A 17879-nucleotide genomic window follows, 5' to 3' on the forward strand; every position below is an offset into this window, starting at 1 on the left:
TACCTCAGGCACGGTTACTTCTTACAGCAAGTATGCGTTGTGCTAGCGCACGCTTAGGCGGTTATGCCTCGCTATCGCTTTCTGCAAGGTCCACCAGTTCGCGTACGGCGACGGCAAACAGCGCAAACCCACCTTCACTACCGCTACGCACCTCATCAATCAAACGGCACCAGCGGCGGTGCAGGTCAGCATGCTGCTCAAGCCACTGGTCCACACGCTCCTGAGTATCGCGGCTACCGGCTTCCAACTTCAGTACGCTGGTGGTTAAGGCCAACTGCTGGCGGTCGATATCATCCCGGAACGTTTCCCGGGCCTGCACCTGCCATGCGTCACGTACTCCCAGCTGCGTTACCTGCTGGCTCATCCAGGGAAGTTCCAAACGGCTGCCAATTTCGTAAAACACTTCGGCGACGCGCTGGGGCTTCTCATTGGTAACCCGTGCCGCCTGAATGATCCCCAACCCGGCATACAGGCTAGGCGCGGCGGCAACGGTAGATGCCAGCGCTTCCGGCACGCCCGCGTCCTGCAGCTCATCCCGACGCTGGCGCCAGGCATCAAGCTCTTCGCCGCTTAACAGTTCGCCCATCTCTTCTTGCAACTGCGCCAACCGAGGCGCGAAGTACTCAATGGCATCCTGAGTCGAAAGCCCCATGTGCTGGCGCAGGAACCAGCGTGTCGAGCGGCGGATCAGGCGCATCAGGTCCAGCATCATGGAGTGCTGCACGTCGCTGGGGATCTGGTTATCCAGGTCTTCAATCTGTGCCCAAAGTGACAGCAGGTTGAAGCTATCCCGAGCGATGACATAGTTACGTGCAATATCTGCCCGACCGGCGCCAGTAGAGTCGCGTAGCCGACGGACAAACACGACCCCCATGTGATCAACCAGATCATTCGCGACTTGCGTTGCCACAATTTCACGCTTCAGGCGGTGTTCATACATCTCGGTCTGGTAGCGCTCTGTCAGCACAGACGGGAACAGACGCTCAAGATGGCGATGGATATACGTATCATCGGGCACATCGGAGGTGATCAGGTCGTCTTTTAGCGTGCTCTTGGCGTAGGAAATCAGTACCGACAGCTCCGGCAAGCGCATGCCCTGCTGATTGGCGGCACGCTCTTTTAAGGTCTCATCGGTGGGCAGGAACTCAAGCTCACGATCAATCTGCCCGGCAGACTCCAGCTCGCTGATAAAGCGGCGGTACGGCCCGATGCCTTGGCATGACAGTATCTCGGAGAGGTCCAGCGCCTGAGCCTGACGGTAGTTATCAAGAATCACCAGGTCGGCAACTTCATCGGTCATTTCTGCCAGCAGGTCGTTGCGCTGCTTGTCGGTCATGTCGCCGCGCTTCACCGCATCATCGATCAATATTTTGATATTGACCTCGTGGTCAGAGCAGTTAACGCCACCTGCGTTATCAATAAAGTCAGTGTAAACGCGCACACCTTTGGCCGCGGCTTCCATTCGGCCACGTTGAGTCATCCCCAGGTTGCCGCCTTCGCCCACTACGCGGCAGTTAAGGTCTTCGCCATTAATGCGCAGCGCATCGTTAGCTTTATCGCCGACATCGGCATCGGTTTCATCCGAGCCTTTCACGTAGGTGCCGATACCGCCGTTCCAAACCAGGTCGACCTTTGACTGGAGCATGGCGCGAATCAACTCATTCGGCGACAGGTGCTCTTCCTGAATACCAAAGACCTGCTGCATTTCCGGGGTAATCGCGATGGACTTGGCGCTGCGGTTAAAGACACCTCCGCCCTGCGAAATCAGCTCAGCACTGTAATCCTCCCAACTGGAGCGCGGCAGGTTAAATAGCCTTGTACGCTCGGCAAAGGCCGCATCAGCCTCAGGGTTGGGGTCGACAAAGATATGCAGATGGTTGAACGCACCCACCAGCTGAATCTTGTCGGAAAGCAGCATGCCGTTACCAAATACGTCGCCCGCCATATCACCAATACCAACGACGCTAAACAGATCCCGCTGGGTATCTACGCCGAGGTTTTTAAAGTGACGTTTAACCGACTGCCAGGCACCACGCGCGGTAATGCCCATTTTCTTATGGTCATATCCGTTCGCCCCGCCGGAGGCAAACGCATCCCCTAGCCAGTGGCCATACTCGATAGAGATTTCGTTGGCGATATCCGAGAATGTTGCCGTTCCTTTATCGGCGGCAACCACCATGTAGACATCGTCTTCGTCGTGGCGCACCACGTTTTTAGGCGGAACAACGTCGCTGCCATCCAGATTATCGGTCACATCTAACAGCGCACGGATAAAGGTTTTATAGCAAGCAATGCCTTCGTTCTGCTTCGTTTCGCGGTCAGCATTTTCAGGCATGCGCTTACATACAAAACCACCCTTGGCGCCTACCGGCACGATCACCGCGTTTTTGACTTGCTGCGCTTTTACCAGCCCCAGCACTTCGGTACGGAAATCTTCATGGCGGTCAGACCAGCGCAAACCACCGCGGGCTACTTTGCCACCGCGCAGGTGGACACCTTCCACGCGTGGCGAGCAGACAAAAATCTCGAACATCGGCCGTGGCTTGGGCATTCCGGTGACTTTGGAAGGCTCAAGCTTAAAGGCGATGTAGTCTTTAAAGCGGCCGTCTTCAGCACGCTGGTAGTAGTTGGTGCGCAGTGTTGCTTGAATAAGCTCCATAAAACGACGTAACAATTGGTCGTCGTTTAGGCTGGCAACGGCTTCCAACTGCTCATTAAGCCGTGTGATGCACTCGTCGGTATCGTGTGAGTCCAGCGCAGGATCAAAGCGCAGACGGAACATTTCCACCAGTAACTGAGTAATGGCCGGGTAGTTGGCCAAGGTCGCGGCAATGTAGTTTTGAGACATGCCAAAGCGGATTTGCTTGAGATAACGTGCGTATCCACGCAGCATGGCGACTTCGCGCCAGTCCAGCCCTGCCGCAATAATCAGCCGGTTAAAGGCATCGTTATCCGCTTCGCCCGTCCAAATACGTTTAAACGCTTCACTGAAGGTTTCGCGCATTTCACCCAGGCTGACATCTTTATTACCGTGCTCAAGCTCAAAGTCGTGAATCCAGTAATGCTGCTGCGGCGCACTAATGTCGTAGGGGCGCTCACTAATAACCCGAAGCCCCAGGTTCTCCATCATGGGCAACACATCAGACAGCGGGATCGGCGAACCACGATGGAAAAGCTTCAGGTTTACGCCACTGCCCTGCTCTTCCAGCGGCCGATAAAGCGACAGCGACAGCGCCTCACCGTTATCCAGTGCCAGCAAGTGCTGTATATCGAATACTGCGGTGCGCGCATTGAAGTCTTCGCGATAGCTTGCCGAGAAGGCGCTTTGGAACTGCTCCATCTGATGATTGGCGCGCTCTTCTCCAAAACCCTCAATCATCGCGGCCATCAGCTCGTCGCGCCAGCTGCGTGCCAGGCGGGCGACCTTGCTTTCCAGGCGTTTAAGGTCGTACTGGCTGGGTGCATCGCCGTTAAAGCGTAGAATCAGTTGAATACGCGCCAGAACCGACTCTGACAAGTAGGTATTAAAATCGCCAAAGTGCGCGTCAAGCTCGTCACACAACAGGTTTTGAATGCGTTGACGCAAATCGGTTGAAAACACATCGCGAGGCACAAACACCAGGCACGAGTAGAACTTGCCACTAACATCGGCACGGATAAACAGGCGTACCTGACGGCGTTCCCGAATATCAAGAATGCCCAGCGCCGTATGCGCTAGTGAATCCGTACTGATCTGGAACAGGTCATCGCGGGGATAAACTTCAAGCACCTGTAGAAGCTGCTTACCGTTATGCCCTTGGGGGTTAAACCCGGCGATATCCGAGACAGCTTTTAGTTTACGGCGCAGTAGCGGAATATTGCGCGGCGACTCGTTGTACACCGTCGAGGTGAACAAACCAAAGAAACGACGCTCGCCGATCACATTGCCGTCGTCGTCGTAGCGGTCGACGGTAATGTAGTCTGGGTAGGTCGGGCGGTGTACCCGCGAGTGGTGGGCGCTTTTGGCAAACGAGAGTAATTGGGGCACCAGTTCATAGTTGCCGTACTCGTCAATGCCCTCTTCGGCACGAATGCGCTCATCGTAGCGTGGATCGTCCAGGCGGAAGACCCCAAGCACGCTATTCGGGTCGCGCTGCAGCTCATCGCCTTCCAACAGGTATTCGTCATATCCCAGGAAAGTGAAGTTATCTTTAACCAACCATTCTAAAAAGGCGATGGCCTCTTCATGATCGTCCGGATCAATTTGCGGGGGGCAGTTCTTTTCAAGCTCCTGGATCGCAGCGGTGATCTGACGGGTAATCGCGTCGTAGTCATCAACCGCGGTACGTACATCACGCAGTACTTGATAGAGCTTTTTCTCGATATTCGACAGCGCGTCAGGATCCGTATGACGATCAACCTCGATAACGATGAGCGACTCACGCGCCTCTGGGGCGTTGGCATCACGAGGTGAGGTCAGCGTTTGCAGTTGATTCTGCTCATTGCGGGCCACAGCAAATACGGAATTTTGGATCGCATGGACGGTAAGCCCTTGGCGATTCAGTTCAATGCGTATCGAGTCGACCAAAAAAGGCATGTCTTCATGCAGTACCGCCACAAAGGTATGCGTCGACTGCCAACCATGCTCTTCAAAGTCAGGGTTGAAAACGCGCACTTTAGGGCGCTTCGCATCGTGGTGCTGTAGAAACTGCCAAATGGATAATGTGGCGCCGTAAAGATCGTCCAAACGGCGATCAACAAGATCCTCTAACGGCACGCTCGCGTAAAAACGTCGTGCAAACGTCTCTATCGCCGTTGCTCGCTCCGGTTCCAGCCGCGCTTCCAAGCGCTCAAATAGCTGCTTCAAAAGGTCTTGCCGACTCTCTTCACTCGCAACGTATTGCATCCATCACCTCGACTGCCGGGGCCACACTTGGCCAAAAAACGTGGAACGATAGGCCTTTAGGCCAATATAACGACTAGCTTACGCCACCCAGGATCATCACTCTATCCATCTGACATGTTCTTCATGGTGTATACCTCTTTCGCATTATGCGCCCTATTGACCATTCTTGCGCCGCGTGAGCCATACGCCACATTCACAATGGTCGGTGAATGGAAACTGGTCAAATAGGGCAAAGCGTTCTATCTGGTGCGTTTTGGTGAGCAGCGCCAGATTCTCGGCAAGTGTTGCCGGGTTGCATGAAATATAGACGATCTGATCGTATTCACTGATTTGCTGACAGCTCTGCGCATCCAACCCAGCGCGGGGCGGGTCAACCAACACCGTGGAGAAGCGATATTCGTCCAATGCCATTTCAGCCACGCGCCGCCCGCCTTTTTCGCCTTTAAGCGCCAGCGCAAACTCTTCGGCTGACATACGGGCTACATGGACATTGGTGACTTTGTTGGCTTCAAGGTTGACGTTAGCGCTGGCGACCGACGTGCGCGAAATTTCAGTGGCCAGTACGCGCCGAAAATTATCAGCCAAGGCAATAGTGAAGTTACCGTTGCCACAGTAAAGCTCGACCAGGTCTTCATCCTGACGTCCGGCAGTCACTTCCCGCGCCCAGCTCAGCATCGTTTGGCAGATATGCGCATTGGGCTGGGTAAAGCTGTTTTCGACCTGCTGATAGTCAAGCGGGCGCCCATCAACCGTTAAACGCTCCCACACGTGGTCACGGGTAAGCACCAGGCGCTGCTTGCGTGAGCGCCCAATGATAATAATGCCAAGCTCAGCTTCCAAGGCGCGTGCTTCTTGCTCCCAAGCGTCACCTAGCGGGCGGTGGTAAATCAGCGTTACCAGCGCCTCGCCTGACAGCGTGGTGAGAAACTCCACCTGAAATAGACGCCGACGCAGTTCGTCACTGGCCAGAAACGCCTCGCGTAGACGCGGCATTAGCGCATTGATGGACTCGCTTGCAACGTCAAACTGATCAAGCCGCACGACCTGCTTGTTTTTAGGGTCGGCTGGGTCGACCTCAAACATGGCGTAGTAAAGATCATCGCCTTCATGCCAGATACGAAACTCACAGCGCTGGCGATAGTGACTGGGCGGTGAGGCAAAGACCTCAAGTGCGGGCGGATTAAACACCGCAAAAGTGCTTTCCAGGTAAGCACGCTTCTCGGCAAGCTGCTCGTCATAACGTTCGGGTTGTATCACGGGGATAGCCAAGTCGGCGCCTCTTTTTTCATAAACGGTATTAATATCAATGCTAATAACAGTCGTGTCGGCTCAGGCTGAAAATACGCGCCCTAAGCGCTTAACGCCAACCGGCCAGGAACAGAAAATCCAAACTGCGCAAAGCCTGGGCTTAGCGCATCGGCAGAAGCCGTGGTAAAAAATCGGCCATCTTGCCCTTTTTTTAACGGCGGCGCGATCTGGCCGACGCGCCGAGCGATCGCATCACCGGAGTCAATCCAATTCACGGGTGTGGGGGCGAGTGCTTCAAGCCAGGGCTTTAACAGGGGGAAATGCGTACAGCCCAGCACAACGGTATCCACTGGTGGCTGAGTGCTCGACGTTTGCCAAAGCGGCGCCAGGGCTTGCTGAAGCCGTTGGCGGTCTGGCTGGCCGCCGCCAAGTAGCGCCTCGGCTTCCAGCACCAGCGCATCGGCGGCTACCCGGGTGATGAGGCAGTCGCTGGCAAAGTTTTCAATCAACTTTTGCGTGTAGGGCCTACCCACAGTAGCGCGAGTAGCCAGTAGGCCAATATGGCGTGTTTGGCTAATGGCGGCGGCGGGTTTAATGGCGGGTACCGTGCCGACCACAGGGATCGTCAGGGCGTTGCGCAAACCATCCAGCGCGAGTGTGCTGGCCGTATTGCAGGCAACGACCAGCACGCTTGGCTGGCAGGCCTGAACGGCGGCCTGGCAAACCGACACGATACGCGCTGAAAGCGTTACGTCATCACGTAGCCCATAAGGCATCCACGCGTTATCGCAGGCGTAGCACATCGCCGTATCAGGATAATACTGACGCAGTGACCGGGCGACCGAAAGCCCGCCCACGCCTGAGTCAAAAATCAGCACGGGGCCCGCCATTACTGCCCCTTTGCCGTTTGCTTTGATAAGTACACCTGCTTCTCCATCAGCCGCTCATTCACGGGGCGCTAGTTTAACACGCCCCGCTGGCAGCCAAAGGAACGCTCTGCTGATTAGATCGCGGGTATGTCCGCGCCGCGTAGTTCAGCGTAAAGCTCTGGGTAAGCCTGTTGCAGGCGCTCAAGCTCCTGCTCAGCGCCTTCTGGTAGCGCGTGCAGCAGCTCTTGCATATCTTCCTCACTAAAATATTGATCAATAAGAGGGAAAAGACCTTCTCGCTCCTGGCGTAGATACGCCCTATGCGCCTCAAGGTAAGCTTTTAAATCCTCGGCAAAACGATCCATCGGCAGGATGTTGTCCATCAGAATCGTATCGATGTTGTCGGACAAACGTTGAAGGCGCGGCTTAAGCTCAAGATAATCGCTGGTCATTTTCTCCATTAATTCCAGGTGCTCGGGCGCTTGGGTTTCCAAACGATCAACGCATATACGCTCTAACGGTGCCGCGAAACCTTCCATGTAAGACAAAATGTAATCCACGACTTCACGCATCAGCTGGAAATTGGGCCGCTCACCCTGAGCCAGGGTCTTTTGTTTAAGCTGCAAGACATGAAGCATTCGTGCCATGTTGGCATGATCTAGACGCAGTTGGTTTAACATCGTGCCGTCTCCTTTGTGGTGTCATGCCTCCCGCCTTAACTCTGAAGTGGCGTTGGGCACGCAATCATAAGCGGGTATTACTACACTACGCCTATGGGCGATGGCTAAGCGCTATCGTCATGTAGGTACCGCTACGTATTATGGTTAGATGTCACCATGCGCTTAAGGCGCCACCCTGACAAGCATATCGTTTGTATCAGTTTTTATGGAAGCTATGCAAAAGGTAGTCGGGCAATACGCCATTTGCCATACGTTCTTATGATTACCTCATTACTCAACGTCTCGATTTACAACGGAAGTTTACATGGATCTTTTCGACTCTCAGCGTGCAACACCCAGCGATGACGCGCCGTTGGCGTATCGGATGCGCCCGCAGACGCTTGATGACTACGTCGGCCAGCAAGCGTTGGTGGGTCACGACAAGCCGCTTCGTCGCATGGCCGAAGCAGGCCTGGTACGCTCAATGATTTTGTGGGGGCCTCCAGGCGTTGGCAAAACAACGCTGGCCGAGCTACTCGCGCGCGCATCCAGCGCACATCTGGAGCATTTAAGCGCGGTGATGGCAGGCGTTAAAGAGATACGCGCCGTGGTTGAGCGCGCCCAGCAGCATGCCTCACCGGTGATTCTGTTTCTGGATGAGATCCATCGCTTAAACAAGAGCCAGCAGGATGCCTTGCTGCCTCACGTAGAGTCGGGGCTGCTAACCCTGATTGGCGCCACCACGGAGAACCCCTCCTTCGAGGTCAACTCTGCCCTGCTATCTCGCGCTCGAGTTTACGTTTTGAAGGCACTCTCGCAAGAGGAGCTGATAGCCGTCATGCGCCAAGCGCTGACTGACGAGCAGCGCGGCCTTGGCAAACGTGCGATTGTTGTGGAGGACGATGTGCTTGCTGCCCTGGCGCACGCAAGTGCGGGCGATGCCCGGCGCGCATTGGGACTTTTAGAAACCGCTTGTGACTTTACCCAGCCAGAGAATGGCCAAGAGGTGCTTCACATGTCGGTATTGGCAGATGTTATTGGCCATCAGGCAAGCGCATTTGATAAGCAGGGCGACGCTTATTACGACCTGCTCTCAGCGATTCATAAATCCATACGCTCTTCACGCCCTGACGCAGCGTTACTTTATATGGCGCGCTTTATTCAGGGCGGCGGTGATCCTTTGGATGTGGTTCGTAGGCTTAGCGCCATTGCGTCAGAAGATGTTGGTAATGCCGACCCACGTGCGCTTCCGTTGGTGATAGCGGCCTGGGACGCCTACCTTCGTTTGGGGGACTACGAAGGCCAGCGTGCCATTGCCCATGCAGCCATCCATTTGGCCGTGGCACCCAAAAGCAACCGAATTGACCGCGCCTGGAGCGCTGCAAAACAGTACGCGCGTCAGCAGCCTCAAATAGAGGTACCCACTTATTTACGCAATGCGCCCACCAGGCTTATGGAGCAGCTAGGCCATGGCGAAGGCTACCGCTACGCGCATAACGAGCCTGATGGCTATCCTGCGGGTAGCGCTCACGACTGCTGGCCAGAGGATTTGCCCAAAGCACGCTTTTTTGAGCCTAGCCAGTTTGGCCAGGAGAAGCGCTTCGGCGAGATAATGGCCTGGCGGGAAAATCGTGACCAGGAAGCAGATCAGGCGCCCTAAGGCGCCTGATCAATCACGGGTAAACCGCCGACGTTTTAGAGCTCTTCACGAATAACGTCGGTGCCTTCCGGAATTTCGAAGTTAAACAGGCCACGGTCAATAGAGCCGTTCTGGGTGATATCGCTAAACCGAATAAGCGTTTTTTGACCAGTACTGTCCATCATCCAAAGCTCAGTGAGCGTGTCATTGTCAAACACCATGCTCAACTCTTCAAACAGCGTGTCTGCCGAGCTTGGGATCAGCGTGAACACATCTTCACCGCTCTCCTGCTCATACACCACATCATAACTTGCCGTCAGGTCATTGATACTGCCAGAGAGTAAAAGCGCAGGCGTGTGCGTTACGCGGTCATCCATCGGCTGAACCGTTACCTGCTCAAGGTCCGGATCGTAAAGATAAACATCGTTGCCGTCGGACACGACGACCTGCGTATAAGGCGCTTCGACTTCCCAACGCAACATGCCTGGGCGTGAGAGCCACATTTCGCCACGCGCACTTTGCAAACGCTGGCCACTACCATCAAGAATCTGCTGCTCAAAGGTCGCCTGATAGCTTTCCAGGGGCTCCAGGCGCTCGGTTAAACGCTCAGCGGCATCATTGGCCCATGCAGCGGGGGTAGCAAACGTCAATCCAAGAGCGGCCGCGGCCAATGACAAGGGTGAAGAAAGCAGAGTTTGCGTGTCGCGCATAGTGTTCTCCCTGGGCATACGTTGTCGAGTTGAATAGACCTACGCTGCCGGATTGAAGCTGATAAAAGTAGTACAAATGAACCAGTACTGATAAACCAATGCTGAGGACTTTCAACAACGTCCATGTGATTCTTCAGACGCGAAACGCGCCACGGGGTTTCATCCGCGGCGCGATTTTCACGCTTCTTGCATGATTACTAAATGCACGATTACTAAATGCAGAATTACTAATTGCGGCATTAATGCCCCACCGGCGGTGGCGCTAATACTTCGCGGGCGCCGTTGCTGCCCATGGCAGAAACGATCTGTGCCGCCTCCATGGCATCGACCAGGCGCGCGGCTCGGTTGTAACCAATCTTAAAGCGCCGCTGTACCGCAGAAATCGAGGCTTTTTTGGTTTCGGTCACAAACTGAACCGCTTCATCATACAGTGCGTCCTGTTCAGCATCGTCGCCGTCACTGCCTTCTGCCTCAAGCCCTGTTAGCGCATCCGCCGAGACGCCGCCCGACAAAATTTCCTCAATGTATTCAGGGGTGCCGCGGCGCTTCCAATCCTCAACCACACGGTGCACTTCGTCATCATCAACAAACGCGCCATGCACTCGATTAGGCGGACCGGAGCCCGCAGGCAAATACAGCATGTCGCCATGACCCAGCAGGCTTTCAGCGCCGCCCTGGTCCAAAATCGTACGAGAATCGATCCGTGAAGAGACCTGAAATGCCATGCGCGAAGGAATATTCGCCTTGATCAAGCCCGTTACCACGTCCACCGAGGGGCGCTGGGTGGCCAGGATCAGGTGAATACCGGCTGCCCGCGCTTTTTGCGCCAGGCGGGCAATCAGCTCTTCCACCTTTTTGCCGACGATCATAAACATGTCGGCAAATTCATCGATGACCACCACGATATAGGGCAGCTTCTCAAGCACTGGGGGCGTTTGGTGCATTTCCCAGGGTTGCGGCTCCCAAAGCGGGTCGGCTACCTGAGCACCTGCGCGCTCGGCTTCATCCAACCGGCCGTTAAAGCCGGCAATATTACGCACACCCATGGCCGCCATCAGCTTATAGCGGCGCTCCATTTCAGCGACACACCAACGTAGGCTATTGGCGGCCTCTTTCATATCGGTCACGACCGGCGCCAGCAGGTGCGGGATACCATCGTAGACCGAAAGCTCCAGCATCTTAGGGTCCACCATGATGAGCTTAAGCTCATCTGGCGTGGCTTTCAGCAGCATCGAAATCAGCATTGCGTTAACGCCCACCGATTTACCTGAACCGGTGGTGCCCGCCACCAACAGGTGGGGCATCTTGCCGAGGTTGGCAATCACAGGCCCGCCACCGATATCCTGGCCAAGCGCCATGGTCAGCGGTGAGGTTTCCTGCTGGTAGCGCTCGGAGTCGATGACTTCACGCAGACGAATCATTGCCCGATGCGGGTTGGGAATCTCGATCCCAACGGTAGGCCGCCCAGGAATCACCTCAACCACGCGCACGCTTTTTACCATTAGCGAGCGGGCCAGGTCTTTGGAAAGATTGCTGATTTTGGACGCTTTCACCCCTGCCGCTGGCCTGATTTCAAATCGCGTGATGACGGGGCCAGGCCATGTATCGACTACTTCTGCTTTTACGCCATATTCACGCAGCCGAACTTCCAGCAGCTCTGCCATATCGGCCAGCTGTTCGTCTGTGTAGTTCGGCTGATGCGGCTCAGCGGGCGTTAGTAGTTGAAGGCTGGGCACATCGCCTTCCGGTTCTGGCAATGTCTCAAAAGCAGGCCGCTGATTTTGCAGGTGCTCAACCGTCCAGAGCGTCGGCCCGCTGTCGGCTTCATTGACCACGTTATCCGCAGAGAAGGTCGGCTCATGGCGTGCAGTGTTGGTGGGCAAAGACGTAGGGCTAAGCAAAGGCTCATCTTCATCCTCTTCCCATACCGGCTCAGGAACGACTTCAGGCACCCGCTCACGGCGGGGCTCAGTATATGAAGGCGTAGCGGCAAGTGAAGGCTCACTTTGAGGCGCCGCCTCAGGCTGATCAAACGCGCTTAGCCTGGGCTCAGGGCGCAGAGGCGTGTCTTCCTGAACCGCCTGCTCTTGCTCATCCCAGCCATCGTGCTGCCACTCCTCCGTTTTCAAGCCCTGCTCATCGTCTTGCGCTTCCTCGGCGTCCTCTTCTTGACGGAAGAAGTGCGAGACAGCGGGCACCGCAGCATCGTCTTCACGAGAAGCGCGTAACGACATCGGCTCTTCAGACGTTGATGATTCAGCGGCTGGCGCAGCGTCGCTGTCAGGCGTGGGCTCTGGGATGACCTCAGGTTGACGCGCTTTGGGTGGCTCTGAATTGAGCTCTGAAGTGCGATCAGCGTTGATCGATACTGGCTCATCACTCTGCGCTGCTGCGGGGCTCTCTGCCTCAGGCGTTGGCGCTTGCGCGGGTTCTGGTGCTGCATCTGGCTGCGGTACAGCGTCAGGCTCAGTGGCCGTTACCACCGCAGGCTTGGTCTGTGTTTCGGCAGCCGTCGTTGCCGCTGAAAAAGCGCTCGCTGCCCAAGGAATCGACGTATCGTTTGTGGTCGCCGCAGGCGTTTCTTGCGCGGCAGACGGTGCCGAGAACTCGGGCTCGCGACGTTCACGATGTGTATCGCGGCTGGTTTTGGCTTTAGGTGCTCGTGGAGGCTCTTCCGCTTTTGGCGCAGGCTTTAAAGAGGCGCGCAGCGCAGCCCGCTCGCGGCGTTTCTCACGACTTTTTTCCCGGCGGGCACTCAACCAGCCACCAACACGGCATAAGCGGCGACCTACTTCATCCGCCACCCGCAGCCAGGACGTACCGCTAAACAGCGGGAAGCCAATCAGTATCAAGGCCGCAGCAATTAGCCCCACACCACCACTGCCGACCAGTGGTTTGAGGGTATTGACCAACCCCTCCCCCAAAATACCGCCGGAGGCATAGGGTAAAATGCTGTTAGGGTGATAAAAGTGCAGCGCACCCAGCATGGTCGTGCCAAACATCAACAGCACCAGACCGCCAGCATGTACGGCAACCGCCACGGGGTCGAACTCAAAGCGCACCTGGCGCGAGCGCATTAGCCACCATGCGGTAAAGCCAAACATACCCGGCCACCACAAAGCACTAGCCCCCAACAGCGAATACAGGACATCCGCAAGCCAAGCGCCGACCGGTCCCATCCAGTTGCGAACGTCCGTTTCAGGCCCCTGATAAGACCAACCAGGATCTTCCGGATGATAACTAAACAGTGCTAATAATAAAAAAACGCACAGCGCCAGCAGTACCACTACTACGCCTTCACGCACCGAGCCTTGCAAGCGCAGACCGAACCGGCGAGCTTTATCTTTCGCGGCTTTAACCCGCGCAGAAGAGGCCGAAGATGGTGCTTGACGCGAATTACGCTGCGTTCGCTTGTCTACCGCCTTATTCACTTTCAAGCGATTCTCCCTTTACACCTCAATGGTGTCTTTAATCCACTTGCGAGTTTGCATCATACCGAGCATCCTTGCGCCGTCACAGAGCTTCTCATCAAGTGCTCAGTAACAGGAGCAAGTAATGCTACCTTGGCTTTCTTCGCCATACCCAACCTTTCCGCCTACCCGCATTGCCATGGACTCGCCCAATGGGCTGCTGGCAGCAGGTGGCGAGCTTTCTCCGCGCTGGCTGGTGGAAGCGTACCGGCGCGGTATTTTCCCATGGTACAGCGATGACGACCCCATTTTATGGTGGAGCCCCGATCCGCGCATGGTACTACGCCCTGAGCAGTTCAAGCTGCGGCGTAGCTTAGCAAAACGACTGCGCAATGGGGGCTTTAACATCACCGTTAATCAACAGTTTGAACACGTCATTAATGCCTGTGCTGCGCCACGCGATGAAGACGCAGGCACCTGGATCACCGTTGATATGTACAATGCCTACGTAGCGCTTCACCGTCTAGGGATTGCACACAGTATCGAGGTCCATCACGCCGGCCAATTGGTAGGTGGCCTTTATGGTTTAGCGATGGGACCGGTATTTTTCGGCGAATCGATGTTTTCGAACATCGCCGATGCCTCTAAAGTGGCCCTTGCTCACTTGGCGGGCGCTATGCAGGCACATGGCGGCAAGTTGATTGATTGCCAAATGCACACACCGCACCTTGCAAGCATGGGTGCGACAACAGTCGCCCGAGAGACGTTCATCAACTATCTTGAACAGTGGTTGCCCGAAGCGGCGTTTAATGTGTCATCACATGAGGCATTGTCAGTGCCTGCATCCCCCTGGCTAGAAGCGGTATCGCGCTATAACACCCCGTGATGCTGGCTGGGTTGGGTTAATTTATCAAGGAGGCAAGCTTTGAGTAGTAATACTCCGCGTCGGCCGGTGCGGGACCTGCGCTTCTTCCTTACCGTGCCTCATGCCTGCAGCTATTTACTCGGCAAAGAAGCGACAACGCTTTTTCTTGACCCGCAAGAGTCTCCCGTTCGGGGCGTATATGACTCGCTGGCGCTACTCGGGTTTCGGCGCAGTGGTCGGCATCTCTACCGGCCCCACTGTGAAAACTGTAATGCCTGCCAGTCCGTGCGTATTCCTGTGGAGCCCTTTGCGCCCAACCGCTCCCAGCGCAAGGTGTGGCGCCGGAACGCAGATATCACTACCCGCGTCGTCCCTGCACGCTATGAGGCGCGACACTATGAGCTCTATGCACACTATATTCGCCATCGCCATGCCGATGGTGACATGTACCCACCCAATCGTGAACAGTACCGCACGTTTTTAACTCTGGAGGAGCCGTATGCCTACCTGCTGGAGATGTATGCAGGCTCGGAGCTGGTGGCCGTATCGGCATTTGATCAGCTAGAGCATGGTCTTTCGGCCATTTACACGTTTTTTGGCGTTGGCGATGCACTAGACAGGCGCTCTTTAGGCACCCTTGCTATCCTTCAGCTCATTGCGCTGACGCGTGAAAAAGGCCTGTCCCACCTGTATTTAGGGTACTGGATCGAAGAGTGCCGTAAAATGCGCTACAAGCAGGATTTTTCTCCCATTGAAGTACTGGATGGGCGTTATTGGCGGCCCTTAATTCGCTAAAGCCAGCAAATTAAGCCAGCTTTTTTGCCTTGACGACGGGCTTACGGCACAATATAGCGCTGTTTCTTAAGTGTCAGCCTTCTGGCCCTTAAAACCTGAAACGGTTTTGGTTTGCTAACTACGTTAAATAAGTGAGGATCTGCCTATATGGCACGCGAAGATCATATTGAAATGGAAGGTGTTATCGTTGATACCCTTCCCAACACCATGTTCCGTGTTGAGCTTGAGAACGGTCACGTTGTAACCGCTCATATCTCCGGCAAAATGCGTAAAAACTATATCCGCATTCTGACGGGCGATAAAGTGAAAGTGGAACTAACGCCGTACGATCTTTCCAAAGGCCGCATTGTCTACCGTTCGCGCTAAGCCTTTATAACGCCTTTTCAGCCAGCACGCAGTACGGCGCCGTTACCTGTATACGACAACGCCCCGTCGAAGACAGGGCGCTGTGCATTACGGTATGATTAGGCGCTACACATTAAGGCGATCTTAGCGCCCTTTTCAGGGCGCATCCGCCATCTCAGTCTCGGTGGAGAGATGCAGTTCCCCCTCCTCCAGACTGACATGCACAATACCGCCATTATCGGCCAACTCGCCAAACAGAATCATTTCGGCAAGCGGCTTTTTCAGCTTCTCTTGAATCAAGCGCGCCATGGGGCGAGCACCCATATCCGGATCGTAGCCTTTCTCGGCCAACCAATCCCGAGCCGCATCATCAACCTCGAGCTGTACACGCTTCTCGTCCAGCTGCGCCTGCAGCTCAATCAAGAATTTGTCGGCCACGTTGCGCACAACAGACGTCGGTAACGCATGGAACTGAATGATACCGTCCAAGCGGTTACGGAACTCCGGCGAGAACGTACGGCGGATGACTTCCATCGCATCGGTTGAGTGATCCTGGCTTTGGAAACCGATAGAGCGACGCGAGGCCTGCTCAGCACCTGCGTTAGACGTCATGATGACAATAACATGGCGGAAGTCGGCTTCACGTCCGTTGTTATCGGTCAGGCGGCCATGATCCATTACCTGCAGCAGCAGGTTAAAGACTTCAGGGTGCGCTTTCTCAATTTCATCCAACAACAGTACGCAGTGCGGCTGCTTGGTCACTGCTTCGGTTAAAAGCCCGCCTTGGTCATACCCGACATAGCCGGGAGGCGCACCGATCAAGCGCGATACGGTGTGACGCTCCATGTACTCCGACATATCAAAGCGCACAAGCTCGATACCCATGATATGGGCAAGCTGCTTGGCCACTTCGGTTTTACCTACACCCGTCGGCCCAGCAAACAGGAAGCTACCTACCGGCTTATCGGGGGATTTAAGCCCTGCACGCGAAAGCTTGATAGCGGCAGAGAGCGTATCAATGGCTTCGTCCTGACCGAACACCAGCATTTTCAGGTCTCGATCGAGCTTCTCAAGCAGCTTGCGGTCCGAGCTTGAAACGCTCTTCGGCGGGATACGCGCAATAGAGGCCACAATGGCTTCCACTTGCTCTACATCAATGGTGTTTTTGCGCACTTCAGGTGGCAATAGCCGCTGGTGAGCGCCCGCCTCGTCAATGACGTCAATGGCCTTATCCGGCAAATGACGGTCGTTGATGTAACGGTCAGCCAAGCGTGCCGCGCTTTCCAGCGCACCATCGGTGTACTTAAGCTCATGGTGCTCTTCAAAGCGTGAGCGCAGGCCTTTAAGAATTTTGATCGTATCGTCAACCGTGGGCGCGAGTACGTCGACTTTCTGGAAGCGACGCGCCAATGCACGATCTTTTTCAAAAATACCGCGAAATTCCTGGAACGTCGTGGAGCCAATACAGCGCAGCTCGCCCGAGGAAAGCAACGGCTTCAGCAGGTTAGAGGCATCCATTACGCCACCGGACGCGGCGCCCGCACCGATAATCGTATGAATTTCATCGATAAACAGTACAGCATTGGGCTGCTTGCGCAGCTCGCTCAACAGGCTTTTCAAACGCTTTTCAAAATCGCCGCGGTACTTGGTTCCGGCAAGCAGCGCGCCCATATCCAGCGAATAAACCACGGCGTCTGCAATAACGTCTGGAACATCTTCTTCAACGATACGTTTGGCAAGGCCTTCGGCCACAGCAGTCTTGCCCACGCCAGCCTCACCCACTAGCAGCGGGTTGTTTTTACGCCGACGCGCCAGAATCTGTACAACGCGCTCAAGCTCGTGGTCGCGGCCAATTAACGGGTCAATTTTTCCCAGCCGGGCTTGCTCGTTCAGGTTAGTGGCATATCCCGTCAGCGGATGTGCACCACCTTCACTTGTGCCTTCTTCAACGTCCTCACCCTCTTGCGGTGATGATGGCTGCGCTTGGCCATGGCCTGCTACTTTGGAAATGCCGTGGGCGATGTAGTTAACCGCATCGACACGGGCAACGCTTTGCTGCTTGAGGAAATAGACCGCTTGGCTTTCCTGCTCAGAAAAAATGGCTACCAATACATTGGCGCCGGTAACTTCGCTTTTGCCTGACGACTGAACATGGAAAACCGCCCGCTGTAGCACACGCTGAAAACCAAGCGTTGGCTGCGTTTCACGGTCCCCACTGCCTTCGGGAATAAGCGGTGTGGTTGAATTAATAAAATCCTGCAGATCGGACCGCAGCTTGTCGAGGTTTGCCCCACACGCTTTTAAGACATCAACTGCTGAGGCATTATCCAGCAACGCTAACAGTAGGTGCTCAACGGTCATGAACTCGTGGCGCTTTGAGCGTGCCACGGTAAAAGCCGTGTTCAGGGTCAGTTCAAGTTCTTTGCTCAGCATGGCAGTCCCCTTTTCGCTACT

General features: G+C 55.3%; 11 protein-coding genes. 4 read left to right on the plus strand and 7 right to left on the minus strand.

From position 1 onward, the window contains the following. Positions 1-61: 61 nt before the first annotated feature. The 4 genes from ACT3TY_RS13195 to ACT3TY_RS13210 form a co-directional block, all read right to left on the minus strand. Positions 62-4885: an NAD-glutamate dehydrogenase gene (locus ACT3TY_RS13195; protein ID WP_193056730.1), complete on the minus strand. Its 4824-nt coding sequence runs from the start codon at positions 4883-4885 to the stop codon at positions 62-64. 153 nt (positions 4886-5038) lie between these two features. Next, on the minus strand, positions 5039-6154 hold the full coding sequence (gene trmA / locus ACT3TY_RS13200; protein WP_193056731.1) for a tRNA (uridine(54)-C5)-methyltransferase TrmA: 1116 nt from the start codon (positions 6152-6154) through the stop codon (positions 5039-5041). Between the two features lie 80 nt (positions 6155-6234). Next, positions 6235-7023, minus strand: coding sequence for a glutamate racemase (gene murI / locus ACT3TY_RS13205; protein ID WP_192527792.1), 789 nt, complete (start codon positions 7021-7023; stop codon positions 6235-6237). 113 nt (positions 7024-7136) lie between these two features. Next, a complete protein-coding gene (locus ACT3TY_RS13210; protein WP_192527793.1) occupies positions 7137-7682 on the minus strand; it encodes a hemerythrin domain-containing protein in 546 nt (181 codons plus the stop codon). Between the two features lie 304 nt (positions 7683-7986). Between ACT3TY_RS13210 and ACT3TY_RS13215 the strand changes: the two genes are divergently transcribed. Then, positions 7987-9321: a replication-associated recombination protein A gene (locus tag ACT3TY_RS13215; RefSeq protein WP_193056732.1), complete on the plus strand. Its 1335-nt coding sequence runs from the start codon at positions 7987-7989 to the stop codon at positions 9319-9321. A 35-nt stretch (positions 9322-9356) separates the two neighbouring features. Here ACT3TY_RS13215 and lolA read toward each other — a convergent pair whose 3' ends face one another. Next, positions 9357-10010 carry an outer membrane lipoprotein chaperone LolA gene (gene lolA, locus ACT3TY_RS13220; RefSeq protein WP_193054841.1) on the minus strand — a complete coding sequence of 218 codons (654 nt, stop codon included), beginning with the start codon at positions 10008-10010 and terminating at the stop codon, positions 9357-9359. A 239-nt stretch (positions 10011-10249) separates the two neighbouring features. Further along, on the minus strand, positions 10250-13447 hold the full coding sequence (locus tag ACT3TY_RS13225; RefSeq protein WP_193056733.1) for a DNA translocase FtsK: 3198 nt from the start codon (positions 13445-13447) through the stop codon (positions 10250-10252). Positions 13448-13565: 118 nt separating this feature from the next. Between ACT3TY_RS13225 and aat the strand changes: the two genes are divergently transcribed. The 3 genes from aat to infA all read left to right on the plus strand — a co-directional run bounded on the left by aat (position 13566) and on the right by infA (position 15446). Continuing rightward, entirely contained in the window at positions 13566-14306 is a 741-nt protein-coding gene (aat, locus tag ACT3TY_RS13230) for a leucyl/phenylalanyl-tRNA--protein transferase (protein ID WP_193056734.1), read from the plus strand. Between the two features lie 39 nt (positions 14307-14345). Then, the gene (locus ACT3TY_RS13235; protein WP_193056735.1) at positions 14346-15080 is read left to right on the plus strand and encodes an arginyltransferase; all 735 of its coding nucleotides are present in this window, start codon (positions 14346-14348) and stop codon (positions 15078-15080) included. 147 nt (positions 15081-15227) lie between these two features. After that, the gene (gene infA / locus ACT3TY_RS13240; RefSeq protein ID WP_007111068.1) at positions 15228-15446 is read left to right on the plus strand and encodes a translation initiation factor IF-1; all 219 of its coding nucleotides are present in this window, start codon (positions 15228-15230) and stop codon (positions 15444-15446) included. 135 nt (positions 15447-15581) lie between these two features. On the opposite strand, the gene clpA is transcribed toward infA, so the two are convergent. Continuing rightward, positions 15582-17858 carry an ATP-dependent Clp protease ATP-binding subunit ClpA gene (gene clpA / locus ACT3TY_RS13245; protein ID WP_444628531.1) on the minus strand — a complete coding sequence of 759 codons (2277 nt, stop codon included), beginning with the start codon at positions 17856-17858 and terminating at the stop codon, positions 15582-15584. Positions 17859-17879: the final 21 nt, after the last annotated feature.

The organism is Halomonas sp. AOP22-C1-8, assembly GCF_052378905.1.
Taxonomy (GTDB): Bacteria; Pseudomonadota; Gammaproteobacteria; order Pseudomonadales; family Halomonadaceae; genus Vreelandella; species Vreelandella citrativorans.